The 16,425-nt window shown below is 72.4% G+C and carries 18 protein-coding genes; 5 read left to right on the top strand and 13 right to left on the bottom strand.

Annotated features, from left to right (window positions below):
- Window positions 1-61 precede the first annotated feature (61 nt).
- The 5 genes from secD to AB0C28_RS26925 all read right to left on the bottom strand — a co-directional run bounded on the left by secD (window position 62) and on the right by AB0C28_RS26925 (window position 6,140).
- Window positions 62-2,305, bottom strand: a complete 2,244-nt coding sequence (secD, locus tag AB0C28_RS26945) for a protein translocase subunit SecD (RefSeq protein WP_357850517.1) — start codon at window positions 2,303-2,305, stop codon at window positions 62-64.
- Between the two features lie 43 nt (window positions 2,306-2,348).
- Window positions 2,349-2,690 carry a hypothetical protein gene (locus tag AB0C28_RS26940; RefSeq protein ID WP_358078264.1) on the bottom strand — a complete coding sequence of 114 codons (342 nt, stop codon included), beginning with the start codon at window positions 2,688-2,690 and terminating at the stop codon, window positions 2,349-2,351.
- A 181-nt stretch (window positions 2,691-2,871) separates the two neighbouring features.
- Window positions 2,872-4,158, bottom strand: coding sequence for a BtrH N-terminal domain-containing protein (locus AB0C28_RS26935; protein ID WP_358078261.1), 1,287 nt, complete (start codon window positions 4,156-4,158; stop codon window positions 2,872-2,874).
- Window positions 4,159-4,375: 217 nt separating this feature from the next.
- Window positions 4,376-4,918: a dihydrofolate reductase family protein gene (locus tag AB0C28_RS26930; RefSeq protein WP_357850508.1), complete on the bottom strand. Its 543-nt coding sequence runs from the start codon at window positions 4,916-4,918 to the stop codon at window positions 4,376-4,378.
- An 88-nt stretch (window positions 4,919-5,006) separates the two neighbouring features.
- On the bottom strand, window positions 5,007-6,140 hold the full coding sequence (locus AB0C28_RS26925; RefSeq protein ID WP_358078258.1) for a serine hydrolase domain-containing protein: 1,134 nt from the start codon (window positions 6,138-6,140) through the stop codon (window positions 5,007-5,009).
- A 127-nt stretch (window positions 6,141-6,267) separates the two neighbouring features.
- Between AB0C28_RS26925 and AB0C28_RS26920 the strand changes: the two genes are divergently transcribed.
- Window positions 6,268-6,762: a helix-turn-helix transcriptional regulator gene (locus AB0C28_RS26920; RefSeq protein WP_358078255.1), complete on the top strand. Its 495-nt coding sequence runs from the start codon at window positions 6,268-6,270 to the stop codon at window positions 6,760-6,762.
- A gap of 48 nt (window positions 6,763-6,810) precedes the next feature.
- Here the strand turns inward: AB0C28_RS26920 and AB0C28_RS26915 are convergent, their stop codons facing one another.
- The 3 genes from AB0C28_RS26915 to AB0C28_RS26905 form a co-directional block, all read right to left on the bottom strand.
- Window positions 6,811-7,542 (bottom strand): class I SAM-dependent methyltransferase, encoded by a 732-nt coding sequence (locus AB0C28_RS26915; protein WP_358078252.1) that lies wholly within the window; start codon window positions 7,540-7,542, stop codon window positions 6,811-6,813.
- Between the two features lie 28 nt (window positions 7,543-7,570).
- Complete coding sequence (locus AB0C28_RS26910) at window positions 7,571-8,248, bottom strand: response regulator transcription factor (protein WP_358078608.1); 678 nt, start codon at window positions 8,246-8,248, stop codon at window positions 7,571-7,573.
- 68 nt (window positions 8,249-8,316) lie between these two features.
- Window positions 8,317-9,573, bottom strand: coding sequence for a sensor histidine kinase (locus AB0C28_RS26905; protein WP_357850496.1), 1,257 nt, complete (start codon window positions 9,571-9,573; stop codon window positions 8,317-8,319).
- 168 nt (window positions 9,574-9,741) lie between these two features.
- On the opposite strand from AB0C28_RS26905, the gene AB0C28_RS26900 reads away from it, so the two are divergent.
- Complete coding sequence (locus AB0C28_RS26900; RefSeq protein WP_358078249.1) at window positions 9,742-10,428, top strand: hypothetical protein; 687 nt, start codon at window positions 9,742-9,744, stop codon at window positions 10,426-10,428.
- Between the two features lie 21 nt (window positions 10,429-10,449).
- Here AB0C28_RS26900 and AB0C28_RS26895 read toward each other — a convergent pair whose 3' ends face one another.
- Complete coding sequence (locus AB0C28_RS26895) at window positions 10,450-11,799, bottom strand: potassium transporter TrkG (RefSeq protein WP_358078247.1); 1,350 nt, start codon at window positions 11,797-11,799, stop codon at window positions 10,450-10,452.
- A gap of 247 nt (window positions 11,800-12,046) precedes the next feature.
- Here AB0C28_RS26895 and AB0C28_RS26890 point away from each other — a divergent pair, with 247 nt between their 5' ends.
- From AB0C28_RS26890 to AB0C28_RS26880, 3 genes are read left to right on the top strand one after another with little or no spacing between them, the layout of a single operon-like run.
- The gene (locus AB0C28_RS26890; protein WP_358078244.1) at window positions 12,047-12,571 is read left to right on the top strand and encodes a phosphoheptose isomerase; all 525 of its coding nucleotides are present in this window, start codon (window positions 12,047-12,049) and stop codon (window positions 12,569-12,571) included.
- The gene (locus AB0C28_RS26885; RefSeq protein ID WP_357850484.1) at window positions 12,568-12,786 is read left to right on the top strand and encodes a HypC/HybG/HupF family hydrogenase formation chaperone; all 219 of its coding nucleotides are present in this window, start codon (window positions 12,568-12,570) and stop codon (window positions 12,784-12,786) included. The genes AB0C28_RS26890 and AB0C28_RS26885 overlap by 4 nt, the downstream gene beginning before the upstream one ends.
- A complete protein-coding gene (locus AB0C28_RS26880; RefSeq protein WP_357850481.1) occupies window positions 12,783-13,385 on the top strand; it encodes an SIS domain-containing protein in 603 nt (200 codons plus the stop codon). The genes AB0C28_RS26885 and AB0C28_RS26880 overlap by 4 nt, the downstream gene beginning before the upstream one ends.
- Window positions 13,386-13,427: 42 nt before the next feature.
- On the opposite strand, the gene hypE is transcribed toward AB0C28_RS26880, so the two are convergent.
- From hypE to AB0C28_RS26860, 4 genes are all read right to left on the bottom strand, one after another.
- On the bottom strand, window positions 13,428-14,522 hold the full coding sequence (gene hypE, locus AB0C28_RS26875; protein ID WP_358078241.1) for a hydrogenase expression/formation protein HypE: 1,095 nt from the start codon (window positions 14,520-14,522) through the stop codon (window positions 13,428-13,430).
- A 96-nt stretch (window positions 14,523-14,618) separates the two neighbouring features.
- Window positions 14,619-15,764, bottom strand: a complete 1,146-nt coding sequence (gene hypD, locus AB0C28_RS26870) for a hydrogenase formation protein HypD (protein ID WP_357850475.1) — start codon at window positions 15,762-15,764, stop codon at window positions 14,619-14,621.
- 9 nt (window positions 15,765-15,773) lie between these two features.
- A complete protein-coding gene (locus AB0C28_RS26865; protein WP_346113759.1) occupies window positions 15,774-16,046 on the bottom strand; it encodes a HypC/HybG/HupF family hydrogenase formation chaperone in 273 nt (90 codons plus the stop codon).
- The gene (locus tag AB0C28_RS26860) at window positions 16,024-16,395 is read right to left on the bottom strand and encodes a hydrogenase maturation nickel metallochaperone HypA (RefSeq protein ID WP_358078238.1); all 372 of its coding nucleotides are present in this window, start codon (window positions 16,393-16,395) and stop codon (window positions 16,024-16,026) included. The genes AB0C28_RS26865 and AB0C28_RS26860 overlap by 23 nt, the downstream gene beginning before the upstream one ends.
- Window positions 16,396-16,425 lie beyond the last annotated feature (30 nt).

Here is a 16,425-nt window from a genome sequence, read left to right as displayed (position 1 = left end):
CCCTTCTCCCTCGTCTGGACACCTTCCCCACGCCCGGCCCGCCGTCACCTCAGCGCCGTCGTCACAACACCGCCCCCGATCCTGTACGTGCCTTGCGCTCGCGCGGGGCGGCCGGCTGGGGCGGCGGGCGCCGGTCGAGGCGGCCGAGCAGGATCGCCGCGGGCCCGGCCACGAAGGCCGACGAGAGCGTGCCCGTCACGATCCCGGCCACCAGCGCCATGGCGAAGTCCCGCAGCGAGTCGCCACCGAAGAACATGAGCGCGACCAGGATGAACAGCGCGCCGAGGCCGGTGTTGACGGTGCGCGGCATGGTCTGCAGGATCGCGCCGTTCACGGCTGAGGCGAACGGCTCACCGCGCCGGGCCGTCCACAGCTCCCTGACCCGGTCGAACACCACCACCTTGTCGTTGACCGAGTAGCCGACGACCGTCAGCATCGCGGCCAGGAACACGCCGTCGATCGGCTTGCCCAGCCAAGCGAACAGCCCCGCCACCACGATCACGTCCACCACCAGCGCCAGCACGGCCGCCGCGCCGAACGTCCACCGGAAGCGCGCGGCCAGATACACGAGCTGCATGGCCACCGCCACGCCGAGCGCGATCAGGGCGTTGCGGCGCAGCTCCTCGCCCAGGCTGGGGCCGATGAACTCCTCGCGGGTCTTGGTCACCTCTCCGGCCTGGGTCTCCAGGGCCTGTTCGATCCTGGCGGCCTGCTCGATGCCGAGGTTCGCGGCGCGTACGGAGACGCCGTCGCCGTTGACCTGCACCACCGCCGTGGGGAACCCGGCCCGCGACACCGCCTGCCCGGCGGCCTCGGCCGAGATCGGCCTGGACGTGGCGAACTCGACGAGCCGGCCGCCGGTGAACTCGACGCCGAAGTTCAGCCCGCGCGCGGCCAGCCCGGCGACGGCCACCGCCGCGACCGTGCCCGCGACCGCCAGCCACACCTTGCCCGCCCGCATGAGCTGCGGGTTCCTGCGCGTCAGCCAGGTCCTGACCGCCCCCGCCGAGCCCAAACCGGACAGGCGCGGCCCGATCCGGCCGATGACGGCGTGGGCGAGCACGCGGGTGATGAGCATGGCCGAGACCAGCGAGGCCAGCACGCCGACGGCCAGCGTGACACCGAAGCCCTTCACCGGTCCTGAGGCCAGCCAGAACAGCAGCCCGGCGGCGATCAGGGTGGTGACGTTGGAGTCGGCGATCGCGCTCCAGGCGTTCTTGAACCCCCGGTCCAGCGCGCCGCGCAGCCCGCGGCGCGGCGCCTGCTGGTACTCCTCCCTGGCCCGTTCGAAGACCAGCACGTTGGCGTCGATGGCCATGCCGATGGCCAGCACGAACCCGGCCAGCCCCGGCAGCGTGAACGTCGCCCCCATCGCGACCAGCGCCGCGTACGAGATCACGCCGTAGCAGAGCAGCGCGATCACCGACAGCAGCCCGGCCAGGCGGTAGACGGCCACGATGAACACGGCGGTCAGGATCAGCCCCGCGACCGCCGCCTCGGCGCTGGCCTTGATGGCCGCCTCGCCGAGCGTCGGGCCGACCGTCCGCTGCTCGACCAGGTCGAGCGGGACCGGCAGGGCGCCGCCCTTGATGAGCACGGCCAGATCGCGTGCCTCCTCGTGGGTGAACGAGCCGGTGATGTCGGCGCGCCCGCCCGGGATCCCGGGGCCACAGGGCACGGACGGATCCATCGGCGGCGAGGAGATGACCTCCTTGTCCAGCACGATGGCGACGCGGCGCTGGGGGTCGCCCTGCGGCCGGCAGGCCGCCTGGCCGGTCAGCTTCTGCCAGGCCGCCGCGTCGCGGAAGCTGAGGCTGACCCACCAGCCGGGGCCGCGCTGCGGGTCGCTGCTCTCGACGGCGTCGCTCACGCCGTCGCCGGTGATGGCGGCGGGTCCCAGCTTGAGCGGCTGACCGTTCTCGTCGCGCACCGCCGTGCCGTCGCCCTCCTCGGCGGCGCCGAGCACGGGGTGGAAGGCGAGCTGCGCGGTACGGCCGATGACCTCGGCCGCCTGTCTCGGGTCGAGCACTCCCGGCAGCTCGACGATGATCCGCTGCTCGCCGGAGCGGACCAGGGTGGGATCGACCACGCCGAGCGCGTCGGCACGCTGGCGCAGGACGTTGATCGCGCGGTCGGTGGCGGCCGCGTCGGCCTTGACCGTGGGCGAGTCTTTCGTCTCGAAGACGAGCTGGGTGCCGCCGCGCAGGTCCAGGCCCAGACGTGGCGCGGCGTTGAAGGTGATGACCAAGGAGATCGCGATGACGGCACACGCCGCCACCGCACGCCAGAACGGCGCACGGAACATGAAAGCCTCCACAGGCTCGTGACGTGCGGAAAGAAGACGTTCTTCAGCGCACTGTGGAGGGAGGCGCCCGCGCGGCCGCCGCGAGCGGGCGACGGGCCGGCGGGGTGCCGGTGGCCGGGTCGCCGACGACGACGGCCCACGGGGCGTGGAACGCCGGGAGGCCGGTCGCGAGCGCGGCCGGGGTGCCGGTCGTGCTGCCGGGGCCCGCCCACGCTCTTAGGGCCGGGGCCGGGGGCGGTAGCTGCCGTACCCCGGAATGGTGCTGGTCGGGCCGCCACGCCTGGGCCTGCGCGACGGTGATCTGCGCAACAGCCTGCGCGTGGGCGGCCGGTGGGAGGAACCACGAGAGGAGGAGCAGGAAAGCGGCCGACAGCCGAGTACGCATGACCCCTCCCTCCTCCGACGACTCACCCTAGCCGCACGCGGACGAAAGCGGCGCTTCCTCCCAAGAGAGGAGATTGGCCGTCACTCCGGTACGTCGGCGGCCTCGCGCGACCGAACGGCCGTCACTCCGGCAGGTCCGCTACTCACCACCCGGCCATCCCGTCGCCGGGTTTCGCCGGTCGTCAGGTCAGCAGGGCCGACAGGCGGTCGATCGCGGCCCGTTCCGCCTCGTAGATCGCGCTCACCCTGGCGCTCAGCGCGGCGAAGAGCGGGCCGGGATCGCCGTCGGCGGCGAGGGAGTCGTTCGCGGCGGCGCGGGCCGCCCACAGCTCCTCGGCGGCCGATGCCGCCGCAGGCCCGCCCTCCGTGCCGTCCGCCATGACGCTCTCCTTGACGGCGGCCGTCAGCTCCCTGATCCGGGCGAACTCCGGCACCCGCGCGGGCAGCGCCTCCTCCGCCAGCTCGTGCCAGAGCCCCGAGATCTCCCGGAAACGGGCGGCCGGCTCCGCGAGGGCGGGCCGGTCGAGCAGGGCGGCGGCCTCGTCCAGCGCGTCGGCGAACAGGTCGCGCAGGTTCCCGCCGTCCATGCCGACCGGCTGCGCCCCCTCCCAGATCGACAGCAGCGCGCCGGCCAGGCCGCGCCGGTCGGCGAAGACCTTGGGCCACGCCTTGGCGTTGCGGGTGTCCACCAGCAGCCGGGCCCACTTGCGCCAGGCGGGCAGGGAGAAGGAGTCGGACGCGGCGGACAGGTGGGCCACGCAGTCGCGCAGCCCGTCGAGTGCGGCGGCGGCCAGCGTGGCCTCGTCCGGCGGGCCGGAGGGGCGGAGCACATGCAGGACGTTCCGGTACGAACCCACCCGCGCCCGCGCGGCGTCGAACCGCTCCCTGGGAACGTGGATCGGCGCCCGGCCCCGGTCGTCCAGGTAGACGCCGTCCTCGTCGTGCCGGTAGGCCACCACGGGGTGCCCGCCGTACCCGTCGAGCGTGGCGGGCAGGTGCCAGTAGCCCAGGTGGTAGCGGTCGGGCAGCACCACGCAGGGCCGTCCGGCGTCCAGCTCCGCGCTGAGCTTGGTCGCGGCGGCTCGGGCCCCGGCGGTGCGGTGCTCCTCGTACGGCACCCCGAGCCGCCCGAGCGTCTTGGCCATCCAGCGGTCGTGGTACTGCCACTGGTTGCGGAAGCCCAGCACCACGTGGCGGGAGTCGTCGTGGCGGAACTCCCACAGGATGTAGCCGGCCCCGATGCCGCCGCCGGCCAGGAACACCAGCGGCTCGCTGACGGCGGCCCCCTGGTTGGCCAGCACGGACGCGATGGCGGCGCTGGACGGATGCCTGCCGCCCGAGAAGCGCCACCCGCCGTCGCTCGCCTGCTCGGCGCGGCCCGCGACGTGCAGGCGGGCCGTCGTGTAGCTCTCGCCCGTCTTGGCCATCCGCGCCCTGACGCGCGCCTTGAGCTGCTTCTTGCTGGTCATGTACGACTCTTCCCGCGACCATCGCCAGGACCCGGCCCACGCCCGCGGCCCGTGGCGGCCACGAAAGATCGCCGACCGGTCGGTACGCGACTCCCGAGGCTCCTCGCGTCCCCTTTGCCTCCGCTTCGGGCGGGCCGCGTGGGAGCCCGCTCTGGAGGTTCGGCGGGAGAGTGCCGCCGTCCTGTCGGATGCTAGTACAGGACGGCGAGGGCCGCACCTAGCGCTTCGGACCGTAGGTCAGGACGACGATGCCCGAGGTGAACGGGGTCGTCCGCAGCAACTGGAGGTGGGTGAGGTCGATCAGGCCGCTGAGCAGCCGGTCGCCGCCGCCCGCGAGGACGGGGAACATCCAGAAGTGGAACTCGTCGACCAGCCCGTGCTCGATGAGCGTGCGGTCGAGCGCGCCGGTGCCGTACTTGAGGATGTTCTGGCCGGGCTGCCGCTTCAGCTCCGCGACGGCCTCGGCGACGTCGCCCTCGATCAGGTTGCCGTTCCATGCCTCGGCGCTCTTGAGCGTGGTGGAGGCGACGTACTTCGGCATGCTGTTCATCTTGTCGGTGTACGCGTCGCCGGAGCGGCCGGCCCACGCCTCGGCGAACCCCTCGTACGTCTCCCGGCCCAGGAGCAGCGTGTCGGCCTCGAACAGCAGCTTCGAGGCGTACTCCTGGTGGTCCTCGTCCCAGTAGGGGGCGCCCCAGATGTGCGGGTCGCCGATGACGCCGTCGAGCGTCACGAACGTGGATTCGACGAGCTTCCTCATTGTGGTCTCCTTCGTCAGTGCCTCGCTGTTGAGATCACCCTTCCGTACGGCACTTACCGAATCCTTAAGGTCGAAATTCATAACGGGCTCAACCACCTGCGCCACCGCTCGTGGGTACCGCCGCGGTCCGCGCGCGGCAGGCGACGCCCCACGTCAGCGGTTCCATGAGGTCTTCCAAGTCCCACCGCCCTCGCTGGTAGGCGTGGTTACTGGCCCAGAAAACCATGACGTCGTCGTCCAGGGACCTCGCGAGGTTCGCCAGCGACCACGAGTTGCCGCCGTCGTGCCAGGCGATTCGTCCGGCGTCCGTGTCGGAGATCACCCAGCCGTATCCGTAGGACTCCTGGGAGTCGGGCACGCGTACCTGCGGGCTGAACATCTTCCCCTTGGCCGTCGCCGACAGCACGCCGGTGCCGGACAGGGCGCGGTGCCAGCGGAGCAGGTCCCGGGCGGTGGAGAGCATGCCTCCGTTGCCGCGCAGGTTCCAGTACGGGCCGTCCTGCGCCCACGGGTGGGCGATCGGCCTGCCGTGGCCGGCTCCCTTGTCGTCGTACTCCACCGCGATCCGGCCCGTCTCCCACTTCGGCAGCACGTACCCGGTCCGGGTCATGCCCGCGGGAGCGAACAGGTGCTCGGCCAGGAAGTTCTCGTAGCCGAGCCCGGAGACCTTCTCGATGATCGCGGCGAGCAGCCCGTAGCCCATGTTCGAGTAGTGGAACGTCATGCCGGGAGCCGATCGCGGCTTCGAGGCGAGCGCCCTGGCCAGGAACTCGTCGCGGGACAGGACGTCGTAGTCGTCGCCGAGTCCTTCGGCCAGTCCGGCCGTGTGCGTCAGGAGCTGGTGCAGGGTGATCGGCCGTTTGTCCGCGGGGACCGGACCGAGGTGGCGGCTGATCGGGTCGGTCACGCGCAGCTTTCCCATCATCTCCAGCTTGAGGATCGCGGCCGCGGTGAACTGCTTGGTGATCGACATCACGTCGTACACCGTGTCGCAGCTCGCCCGGACGCCGGCTGCGCGGTCCGCCAGGCCGAAGCCCTCGCAGTACGCGATCCGGCCGCCACGGGCGGCCATGACTGTCCCGCTGCCCTCCTTCGGCATGGTGTCGGCGACGAACACGCCGATCGGGCCCGGGTTCGCCGGACAGGTCATGGCGCCGTTTCCGCACGCGGTCAGCGTGATCATGGCGGCAAGGAGCACGCCACCCACACGAAGCCACCTCATTCGACCTCCTGAGCGTCGAGGGGGCCACCACCTTGACCACCGGGTCGCGCTCTGATCAACATGTCGAGGTGTCCGAGGTTGTGCGGGACACCGTACGGCCAGCTCAGAGAATCACCGGAGGATGACCATGACCACCACACCCGCACCGTCACCGGCCGGGATCGCCGATGCCGCCGCTTTCATGGCCGAGCTGCGGCGGCTGAAGAGGTGGTCGGGGCTGAGCTTCCGGCAGCTGGACCGGCGCGCCGCCGCGGCAGGTGACACCCTGCCCTACTCCACCGCCTCGACCATGCTGGGCAAGGACCGGCTGCCGCGCCCTGAGCTGCTCGTCGCGTTCGTCAAAGCGTGCGGTGTTGCGGATGACGATCTGCGGGTCTGGCAGACCTGCCACGCCGGGATCGCCGCGCGCCAGGCCGGCCGGTCACGCCCGCCTGCCCCGGACGCTCCTCCTGTCGCCGTCCCAGCCGCGCTCCCGCCGAGGGCGCGGCGTTCCTTCACACCCGTGACGATCATCGCGGCGACGGCTCTGGTCATCGCGTCGCTTACTGGAGCCGGCCTGGCCGGCGGACTGAGCGACACCTCCGATACCGAGGTGCACGTGCTCATCGACTCCCGTGGGTAGAAATGCGGGAACCCGGGCGGACTCCACACGGCGGCCTTGGGGGCACCCTCACTCTTCGGGTCGGCGGGCGAAGAACACGAACTCTCTGCCCGGCCGGTCGGGAGCGTCCCTGATCTCCTCCAGGACGTATCCGGCCGCCGCCAGGTCCGCCTCGATCTCGTCCCGCTCGCGGAAGCGCAGCGCGGACTCGGAGGTCAGCACCGCCCCGTCGGCGGCGAACACATACGTCCATCTGAACGTCACCAGCGGGCCGCTGACGTCGATCAGGTCGGCCCACGACTCGACCACGCCCGTCCCCGGCACGTCGGTGACCTGGTGCGTCTCCTCCCTGTTCCAGTGCTCCCAGGCGCGCCTGGCCGGGTCGCGGGTCTCGAACACCAGGTGCCCGCCCGGCCGCAGCGCCTCCCGCGCGCCGGTCAGCGTGCCGCGCCAGGCGTCCGGCTCGACGACGGCCTGCGCCACGTTCGCCGTCATGACGGCCAGGTCGGCCCGCATCGGGGGCAGGGCCGTGGCGTCGCCGTGGGTCCAGCGCACCCGGTCGGCGCCCGGTTTGCCCCTGGCGACGTCGAGCGAGGCCGCGGCCGGGTCGACGCCGGTCACCTCGATCCCGCGTTCGGCCAGGAGCAGCGCGAACGTGCCGGAGCCGCAGCCGATGTCGAGCACGGTACGCGCGCCCAGCTCGGCGGCGACGGCGACGTAGACGTCGAGGTCGCTCCTGTCGGGGTCCAGCGGGTCGTAGACGGCGGCCAGCCGGGGGTGCTCGAAAATCGCGTCAGCCATCCGCCGAACCTACCGGCGCCGGGGTCGGTCAGCCGCTTGTGGGGTGGGCGTTCCCTGACACCCAGAGCGCGAGCTGGGTGCGGTCGCGCAGGCCTAGTTTGCGCAGGCAGCTGGAGATGTGGTTCTTGGCGGTGCCCTCGGTGATGTGCAGCCTGCGGGCGATCTCACGGTTGGCCGCGCCGGCGGCGACGAGCCTGGCGATCTCGTACTCGCGCTCGGACAGACCGCCGGGCGGCCCGTCCGTGTCCGCCTGCGCTGCCGGTACGGGCGCCGCGCGCAGCGCGCTGACCAGCCGTTCGCTCGCGGCCCCGCCCAGGACGGTCTCGCCGCGCGCCGCCCGTCTGATCGCCGCCACGAGTTCGTCCGGCGGTACGTCCTTGAGCAGGTAGCCCTTCGCGCCCGCCCGCAGGCCGCCGAAGATGTAGTCGTCGTCGTCGAACGTCGTCAGGATCACCGGCGCGACCTCGGGGAACTCGGCTCGTAGCCGGGCGACCAGCGTCACGCCGTCCATGCCCGGCATGCGGGCGTCCACGAGCGCGACCTGGGGCCGCTCGCCGTCCGGGGTCCGCGCCATCAGGCTCAGCGCCTCCTCGCCGCCGGCGGCGGTGGCGGCGATCTCGATGCCCGGCTCGATCTCCAGGAGTTTGCGCAGCCCCTCGCGCATCAGGATGTGATCGTCCACGAGCAGGACACGAACGGCCCCCACCAGAGCGGCCCCATCGCCGACGGGGTCGGGCATCGGGTTGGGCGTCGGGTCGCGGGTCGGGTCGGCCATCAGAGCGGCACCGTCGCCCTGAGGGTGAAGCCTTCGCCCGCGCGGCCGGCGACGTCGAGTGCGCCGCCGACGCCGTGCAGGCGTTCGCGCAGGCCGCGCAGGCCGAACCCGTTCTCGGTCGCGCCGGGCGCGGCTCCCGTGCCGTCGTCGGTGACGGAGACCTGGACCCGGTCCGGCGTGCAGTCGAGTGCGACCTCGATGTGGCGGGCCTGGGAGTGACGCAGGGCGTTGGTCAGGCCCTCCTGGACGACCCGGTAGCAGACCAGCTCGCGGTTCTCGTCCACGTCGGGCCAGGTGCCGGTCATGGTGAAGGCGACGCCGGTGTCGTCCGAGCCGAACGACTCGGTCAGGACCCGCAAGGCTGCGGGCCCTTTCAGGCCCTCCATGCGCAGGGGTTTGAGCGCGCGCACCCAGCGGCGGGTGTCGGTCAGCGCCTCCAGCGTCAGCTCGCGCGCCTGGCTCACCTCGTCCCAGGCGGCCTCGGGGCGTACGGTGCGGTAGCGCTGGGCGTTCTGCAGGCCCACGTTGATGACGGTGAGATAGTGGCCGACCGAGTCGTGCATGTCCCGCGCCATCCGCGCACGCTCCTCGGCCACCGCCAGCTCACGCGAGCGTGCCGCATGCCGTTCGAGCTCGGCGTGGGCGCGTTCGAGGTCGGCATGGGCTTGTTCCAGTTCGGCCAGGAGGCGGCGGGTCTCCTCCGCGCGGCTGTGCGACTGGAAGAGCGCGATCACGACCAGGAGCAGCACCAGGCAGAGCAGCAGCATGAGCGTGCCGTTGACGGCCGCCCCGATCAGCGTCTGGCGCGGGTTGAACGCGCTGACGCCGAAGCCGAGCAGCCCGGCGACGGCGGTGTAGGCGAGCGCGCCGCGCAGGCCGAAGACGACCAGGGCGTTGCCGACCGCCAGGCCCACGATGATCGGGGCGCTGGCCCCGCCGGGCGACAGCAGCGGCAGCGACACGACCAGGAACGCCACGCTCGCCGCCCGGCGTGACGGCGGCGCTTCCCTGCGCCAGGGCAGGAGCGGCCACAGGACGGCCGCGAGCACCAGAGCCCCGGCTCCCGTCCAGGAGATCACCGCGTACAGCGCGCGGTCGCCCGGCGGCACCTGGTCGATCACCGGGAGGGCGCCGACGAGGACCACGGCGCAGATGCCGGCCGCGGCCCAGAACAGCACGCTGAACACGATGGGCGCGCGTCCGCCGGAGAACCCGACCCAGCGCTCCAGCTCCCGCATCGATCTCGGCTGCTGCATAGCCGCAGCATAATCGCCGCGATCGTCCGGTTGAGAGTGCCGATGGTCATGTTCTGGCGGGTGACGATCGGCATGGGTACGGACATGACCGGCAGGTGCCCGATGACGGATGTTCCGCCCTGATCACCGAAACCTACGATCGCAGCACTTCGAGCGATGGGGGGCGGCATGAACGTCGATGCAGAGGCCGGACGGGACGGGCTGGACGGGGCGGTGAGGCGGGTGCCGTGGGCGGGGGTCGTGGTGACCGTGGTCAGCCTGATCGCCATGGTCGCCGTCGCGTGGGCGCTGTGGGACTCGCTGCCGGAGCTGGTGACGACGCAGGAGGCCAGGGGGCGCCGTGGACGCATTCAGGTGCCGCGGATCGTCCTGGCGGCGGCGCTGCCGGCGGCCGTGGTCGCGCTGGCCGTGATCATGGCGCTCGCCTCCGTGGTCGCCGGCCGTCTGCGGGCCTGGTTGCCGCCCGCGCTCGTCTCCTCGCCGCGCGCGCAGGCCGCGTCCACGAACGCCGTCTTCGTGCTGCTGCCGCCGTTCATCACCGTCTTGCACACCGGGTTGCTGCTGGAGACCGCCGGTCACCACGTTCCCCTGCCGCAGGTGGTGACGGCCGCGTTCGGGCTGGTGATCGCGGGCCTCGGCGGCGTCCTGCCGCGGCTGCGTCCCACGCGCCCCGACCCCGCCGGGGACCGGGTGCGGCGCGCGGGCGCCGTGGCCATGATGCTGCTGGGCGCCGGATGCGTGGCAGGCGCCTTCCTCCTCCCCGCGCTGCCCGTCGCGGTGGCCGCGGCGTACGCGGGCGGGGGGATCGCCGGGCTGACGATCCTCCTCGCACGGGTGTGGCCACGCCACCGCTGACCACCGGCTGGCGGGCGCGTCTCAACCGACGATGACGCGTTCCTCGGGCAGCTCGTAGCGGCGGATGCGCTGCTTCAGCGCGAGCGCGGAGCCCAGCGTGAGCGGCCCGATGCGGCCGATGAACATCAGCACGCTGAGCAGCACGTGTCCGGCCAGCCCGGTGTCCGCGGTGATGCCCGTGGACAGGCCGTTGGTGGCGAAGGCCGAGATGATCTCGAACAGCACGCGGTCGAATCCGTACGGCGTCATGATGAGCATGAGCCAGGTCGCGAACGTCACCACGACGATGCCCAGTATGCTGATCGACAGCGCCTGCCGCTGGGTCGCGGCGGGCAGGCGGCGGTGGCCGATGTTGACGTGGCTCTCGCCGCGCAGCTCGGACCAGACCATGAACAGCAGGAAGCCGAGCGTGGTCACCTTGATGCCGCCGGCCGTGCCCGCGCTGCCGCCGCCGATGAACATCAGCACGTCGGTGAGCAGCCACGACGACGGGTTCATCGCGGCGATGTCGAGGGTGTTGAAGCCGCCGGAGCGCGGCATGACGGCGGTGAAGAAGGCCGCCAGCAGCTTGTCGCCGTCGTTCAGCGGGCCCATCGTGGCGGGGTTGCGCCACTCGGTCATCAGGAACGCCAGCGTGCCGCCCGCGATCAGCACCGTGCTCAGGCCCACGGTGATCCGGGTCAGCAGGGACCAGCGGCGGGGACGGCGCCAGGTGCGCAGCAGTTCGAAGACGACGGGGAAGCCGAGCCCGCCGACGATCACGGCCAGCGCGATCGTGACGCAGATCCAGGGGTCGGTGGCGTACCGCATCAGGTTGTCCGGCCACAGGGCGAAGCCGGCGTTGTTGAACGCCGACACCGCGTGGAAGGCGCCCAGGTAGGCCGCGCGGCCGAGCGGCTCGCCGTAGCCGATGGCGAAGCGGCCGGCCAGCACCACGGCGACCACGGCCTCGCAGATCAGGCTGAACACCACCACCTTGCGCAGCACGTGGCCCAGGTCGGAGGCGACCACGGACTTGGTCTCCAACTGCGCGGACAGGCGGGCGCGCAGGCCCAACCGGCCGGAGACGATGACCGTGATCACGGTGGCGAGCGTCATGATGCCCAGGCCGCCCACCTGGATGAGCAGGGCGATGACGACCTCGCCGAAGACCGACCAGTGGGTCGCGGTGTCGACCACCACCAGGCCGGTCACACAGACGGCGGAGGTGGCGGTGAACAGCGCGGTGAGCCAGTGGGAGGAGTCGCCCTCGGCGGTGGCCTGCGGGAGGGCGAGCAGGAGCGTGCCCACGAGCACGGCGGCGCCGAACCCGGCGGCGATGACCACCGTGGGATGCCCGCCGCGGCCCGCCAGGGCGGGACGGCGCGTCATCGCACCTCCCGCCGGCCGCACCGGCCGTCGTCGTCCATCGCAGAGCCTCCGTCGGGCCACCCGGCCAAGGACGCCGCCGACCAGCCTTCCCGGCACACCGGGCCATACCGTAGCGCAGCCTCAGGAGCCGCCGCCAGCGGCGCTGCCCCCCATGACGGGCCTGGGGGACGTAATCAGGGGGGCGGATGGCCGAAGCTTGAGGTGTCCCTGCGGGCGGCGCGCCCGCGTGCTGGGCTGAAATGGGAACATGTCTGATCTGCTCGACCCTGATCGGCTCGGCTCTGATTCGCTCGGCTCTGATCGGCTCGGCCGGGCCCGCGCCGAGCGCGCCGCTCCCGGTGCCGCGCTGGCACAGGACGCGGCGGAGATCGTACGGGCGGCGCAGGCCATGGCCGGGCGCTTCGGGCGCGGCGGGCGGCTGCTGGCCTTCGGCGCCCCGGCGGACGCGGCGCACGTGGCGGTGGAGTTCACCCATCCGGTGATCGTGGGAAAGCGCGCACTGCCGGCGCTCGCGGTGGACGCCGTCCGGCTTCGCACGCTGGGCCATCCCGAGGACATCGCGATCGGCATCGGGATCGGCGACGGCGGGGTGCTGGAAGTGGCGCGGGGGCTGGGGATGTTGACGGTCGTCCTGGCCGCCGACCCCGGCGGTGTCGTGGCCGATCATGTGCTGGTCGCGCGCACCTCGGATCCTCTGATCGCCAGGGAGCTGCATGTCACCACCTATCACCTGCTCTGGGAGCTGGTCCACGTGTTCCTGGAGTCCTCGTGAACGTTCCCGGCGATGCCGCCGACGCCTGCGAGCGCTGTGTGACCTGCGGCGACGTCGCCGTACCCGTGCGGATCGCGCGATTGTTGCCCGACGGGCTGGCACTGGCCGACACCGGTGACGGCACCGAGGAGATCAGCGTGGCGCTCGTCGCGGCACGGCCCGGTGACACCGTGCTCGTGCACGCCAAGGAGGCGATCGCGGTGGTGGAACGATGACCGGTACGACGCTCTACCCCTTCCTGCGCCGCGATCCGCTGGACCTGACCGCGTCCACGGCGGCCAAGGCGCGCGAGAGCCTGGAGCTGCGGCTGCGCGTCCTGGACGAGCTCGGTCCCGGCCTGGCGGCGTGCGCGTCGGCGGTGGCGGCGGCGCTGAGCGGGGGCGGGCGGGTCTTCGCGTTCGGCAACGGCGGGAGCAGTACCGACGCCGAGTCCGTGGCAGAGCTGTTCGTCGAACGGGGCCTGCCCGCGATCTCGCTGGCCTGTGACTGCGCGCTGGTGACGGCGCTCGGCAACGACGTCGGCTTCGAGGTGGTCTTCGCCCGCCAGCTGGCCGCGCTCGGCGGGCCGGGCGATGTGGCGCTGGCACTGTCCACCAGCGGCGGCTCGGCCAACGTGCTGCGCGGGCTGGCCGAGGCCGGGCGACTGGGCATGATCACGATCGGTTTCGCCGGCTCGGGCGGTGGGCGGCTGGCCGCGGAAGGGCTGGCCGAGCACCTGTTCGTGGTGCCGTCGTCGTCGGTGCACCGCATCCAGGAGGCCCAGGCGACCCTGTACCACCTGCTCGCCGAACTGGTCGCGGCCGAAACGCCTTAGCAGGGCCGCCCGGCATGCGGTGGCCGGCCGTCGGTGAGGGGGTCAGCAGATGCGGGGCAACGGGTCGCCGACGAGGACCTCGACCACGCGGGTGCCGCCGACGGCGGTGCGGAGCAGGACCATGGCGGCGGGCTCAGGAGCCACCGTGCCGATGATCGCGGCCTGCTCGCCCAGCGGATGGGCGCGCAGGGCGTCCAGGGCGCGGGTGGCGTGCTCGCCGTCCACGACAGCGACGAAACGGCCCTCGCAGGCCACGTAGAGCGGGTCGAGGCCGAGCAGTTCGCAGACGCCGGTCACCTCCGGGCGTACGGGGATCGCCGCCTCCTCCAGCACCACGGCCACGTTCGAGGCGGCGGCCACCTCGTTCAGCACCGTGGCCACGCCGCCGCGCGTGGCGTCGCGCAGCGTCCTGACCCGGCCGCCGGGCAGGGCGTCCAGCAGCCCGGCGACGACGCCGTGCAGCGGCGCGGTGTCCGAGACGATCGCGGCCTCGATGTCGAAGTCGCCCCTGGCCAGCATGACGGCGGCGCCGTGGGCGCCGATCGGGCCGGAGACGAGGACCGCGTCGCCGGGCTGAGCGGCGGCGGCCGAGAGCGTGACGGGCCGTTCGATGACGCCGACGCCGGTGGTGGTGATGTAGCAGCCGTCGGCGCGGCCCCGCTGGACGACCTTGGTGTCGCCGGTGACGATCTGCACGTCGGCGGCGGCAGCGGCGGCGGCCATAGAGGCCGCGATCATGCGCAGGTCCTCGACCGGCAGGCCCTCCTCCAGGATGAACCCGGCCGACAGGTAACGCGGGCGGGCGCCGCACATGGCCAGGTCGTTCACGGTGCCGTTGACGGCCAGGTCGCCGATGTCGCCGCCGGGAAAGAAGAGCGGGGAGACGACGTACGAGTCGGTGGTGAAGGCGAGATTGACCCGTACGCCCTCCTCGTCCGCGCCGAGGCGCAGGGTGGCGCCGTCCTCCAGCGGTTCGAGCAGCGGGTTGCGGAACGCGTCCAGGAAGACGGCCTGCACCAGCGTCTGCGTGGCCCGCCCTCCTGCGCCGTGGGCGAGCGTGATGCGCTCCTCCCTGACGACCGGCCTGCGCCGCCGGGCCCGCTCGATCCGATCGAGCACCTGCTGTTCCGTGCTCACGCGCGCCCGGCCTTTCGCCCGACCCCGGGCATCTGCTGTTCCGTGCTCACGCCGGGCTCACCTTTCGCTCGCTGCCGGGCGCCTGCCGTTCTGCGGTCACGCGCGGCTCACCTCTCGCTCGCCGGCCGGCCCGCGGGTCCTGTCGCGGGTGAAGCGGCCGAAGTTGTAGTAGGCGGCGCAGGCCCCCTCCGAGGAGACCATGCAGGTCCCGATCGGCGTCTCCGGGGTGCAGGCGGTGCCGAACACCTTGCACTCCCAGGGCTTGAGCACGCCCTTCAGCACCTCGCCGCACTGGCACGAGCGCGGGTCGGCGACGCGTATCCCGGGCAGGTCGAAGACGCGTTCGGCGTCGAAGGCCGCGTACTCCTCGGCCATCGCCAGCGCCGAGTGGGCGATGAAGCCCAGCCCGCGCCACTCGAAGTGCGGCCGCAGCCGCATCACCCGCCCGATCGCCTCCAGCGCGACCGGGTTGCCCTGCCACGGCACCACCCGCGCGTACTGGTTCTCCACCTCGCACCGCCCCTCGGCCAGCTGGCCGAGCAGCATGTGCACCGAGGTCAGGATGTCCACCGGCTCGAAACCGGCCACGACCAGCGGCTTGCGGTAGTCGCGGGCGATGAACGCGTACGGCTCGCAGCCGATCACCGCGGACACGTGGCCGGGGCCGATGAAGCCGTCGAGGCGCAGGTCCGGCGAGTCGAGGATGGCCTTGATCGCCGGAATGATCATGACGTGGTTGCAGAAGACGGAGAAGTTCTTCACGCCCTCGGCCGCCGCCCGCAGCACGGTCATGGCGGTGGACGGCGCGGTGGTCTCGAAGCCGATGGCCATGAAGACGACCCGCCGGTCCGGGTTCTGCTTGGCGATCTTGAGCGCGTCGAGCGGCGAGTACACCATCCGGATGTCCGCCCCCGCCGCCTTGGCGTCGAGGAAGGATCCGGTACCGCCGGGCACGCGCAGCAGGTCGCCGAACGAGGTCATGATCACGCCGGGCTGCCCGGCGATGTGCACGGCGTCGTCCACCCGCCCCATCGGGATCACGCACACCGGGCAGCCAGGACCGTGGACCAGTGACACCTCCGGCGGCAGGTGGTCTTCCAGCCCGTGCTTGTAGATGGTGTGCGTGTGTCCGCCGCACACCTCCATGAACGCGTACGTCCGTCCTGGACGGCACCGTGCCGCGATCCCGGCGGCCAGGGCGCGCGCCCGGTCCGCGTCGCGGTACTCATCGACGAAGCGCATGTGCCCTCCTCAGGAGATGTCCGACGCGCGCAACGCGTCGATCTCGTCCTCGTACGGCTGCCCGAGCCCTTCCAGGTACGCGAGCACGGCCTGCGCCTCGTCCTCGGAGATCTTGGACAGCGCGAATCCCACGTGCACGAGCACCCAGTCGCCGGGGTTCAGCTCCTGCCCGTCGAGCAGCCCGATGTTGACCCTCCGCCGTACCCCGCTGACCTCGACCACGGCCAGGTCGTCGTGCCCGCCGGCCGGGCCGACCAGCTCACCGGGAATGCCCAGGCACATCGGCCGCCGTCCCCTCGCCGCCGAACCAGACCGACTCCAGCACCAGCTCGTCGCCGCCGCTGACGCTCACGTCGCCGCTGCCGCAGGCCGGGCACGCGGCCAGCGCGTCCATCGACTCCGACCGCCCGCCGCAGGGCACGCATTCGATCGTGGCCGGCACGATGACCAGATCGATCACCGCGTCCTGCGCGGCCGTCCCCGCGGCGGCCATGGTGAACGCCTGCCCGAACGCCTCCTCGACGACCGCGTGCCTGGCCCCCACGCGTACCCGGGCCGAGGCCACCGGCCGGCCCGCCGCCTGGTTGTGGATCAGATCGACGAGTCCTTCGCACAGCCCGATCTCGTGCACCTACATCCGCTCCATCCTGATGTACCGGCG

Source organism: Nonomuraea sp. NPDC048892 (assembly GCF_040649735.1).
Taxonomy (GTDB): domain Bacteria; phylum Actinomycetota; class Actinomycetes; order Streptosporangiales; family Streptosporangiaceae; genus Nonomuraea; species Nonomuraea maheshkhaliensis.
Note: the sequence above shows the minus strand (reverse complement) of the source record. Positions and strands in the feature narration are given on the sequence as shown.

Coding starts and splice junctions, on each gene's coding strand:
- secD (WP_357850517.1), bottom strand. CDS start 2,305: ATGTTCCGTGCGCCGTTCTGGCGTGCGGTGGCGGCGTGTGCCGTCATC.
- AB0C28_RS26940 (WP_358078264.1), bottom strand. CDS start 2,690: ATGCGTACTCGGCTGTCGGCCGCTTTCCTGCTCCTCCTCTCGTGGTTC.
- AB0C28_RS26935 (WP_358078261.1), bottom strand. CDS start 4,158: ATGACCAGCAAGAAGCAGCTCAAGGCGCGCGTCAGGGCGCGGATGGCC.
- AB0C28_RS26930 (WP_357850508.1), bottom strand. CDS start 4,918: ATGAGGAAGCTCGTCGAATCCACGTTCGTGACGCTCGACGGCGTCATC.
- AB0C28_RS26925 (WP_358078258.1), bottom strand. CDS start 6,140: ATGAGGTGGCTTCGTGTGGGTGGCGTGCTCCTTGCCGCCATGATCACG.
- AB0C28_RS26920 (WP_358078255.1), top strand. CDS start 6,268: ATGACCACCACACCCGCACCGTCACCGGCCGGGATCGCCGATGCCGCC.
- AB0C28_RS26915 (WP_358078252.1), bottom strand. CDS start 7,542: ATGGCTGACGCGATTTTCGAGCACCCCCGGCTGGCCGCCGTCTACGAC.
- AB0C28_RS26905 (WP_357850496.1), bottom strand. CDS start 9,573: ATGCAGCAGCCGAGATCGATGCGGGAGCTGGAGCGCTGGGTCGGGTTC.
- AB0C28_RS26900 (WP_358078249.1), top strand. CDS start 9,742: ATGAACGTCGATGCAGAGGCCGGACGGGACGGGCTGGACGGGGCGGTG.
- AB0C28_RS26895 (WP_358078247.1), bottom strand. CDS start 11,799: ATGACGCGCCGTCCCGCCCTGGCGGGCCGCGGCGGGCATCCCACGGTG.
- AB0C28_RS26890 (WP_358078244.1), top strand. CDS start 12,047: ATGTCTGATCTGCTCGACCCTGATCGGCTCGGCTCTGATTCGCTCGGC.
- AB0C28_RS26880 (WP_357850481.1), top strand. CDS start 12,783: ATGACCGGTACGACGCTCTACCCCTTCCTGCGCCGCGATCCGCTGGAC.
- hypD (WP_357850475.1), bottom strand. CDS start 15,764: ATGCGCTTCGTCGATGAGTACCGCGACGCGGACCGGGCGCGCGCCCTG.
- AB0C28_RS26865 (WP_346113759.1), bottom strand. CDS start 16,046: ATGTGCCTGGGCATTCCCGGTGAGCTGGTCGGCCCGGCCGGCGGGCAC.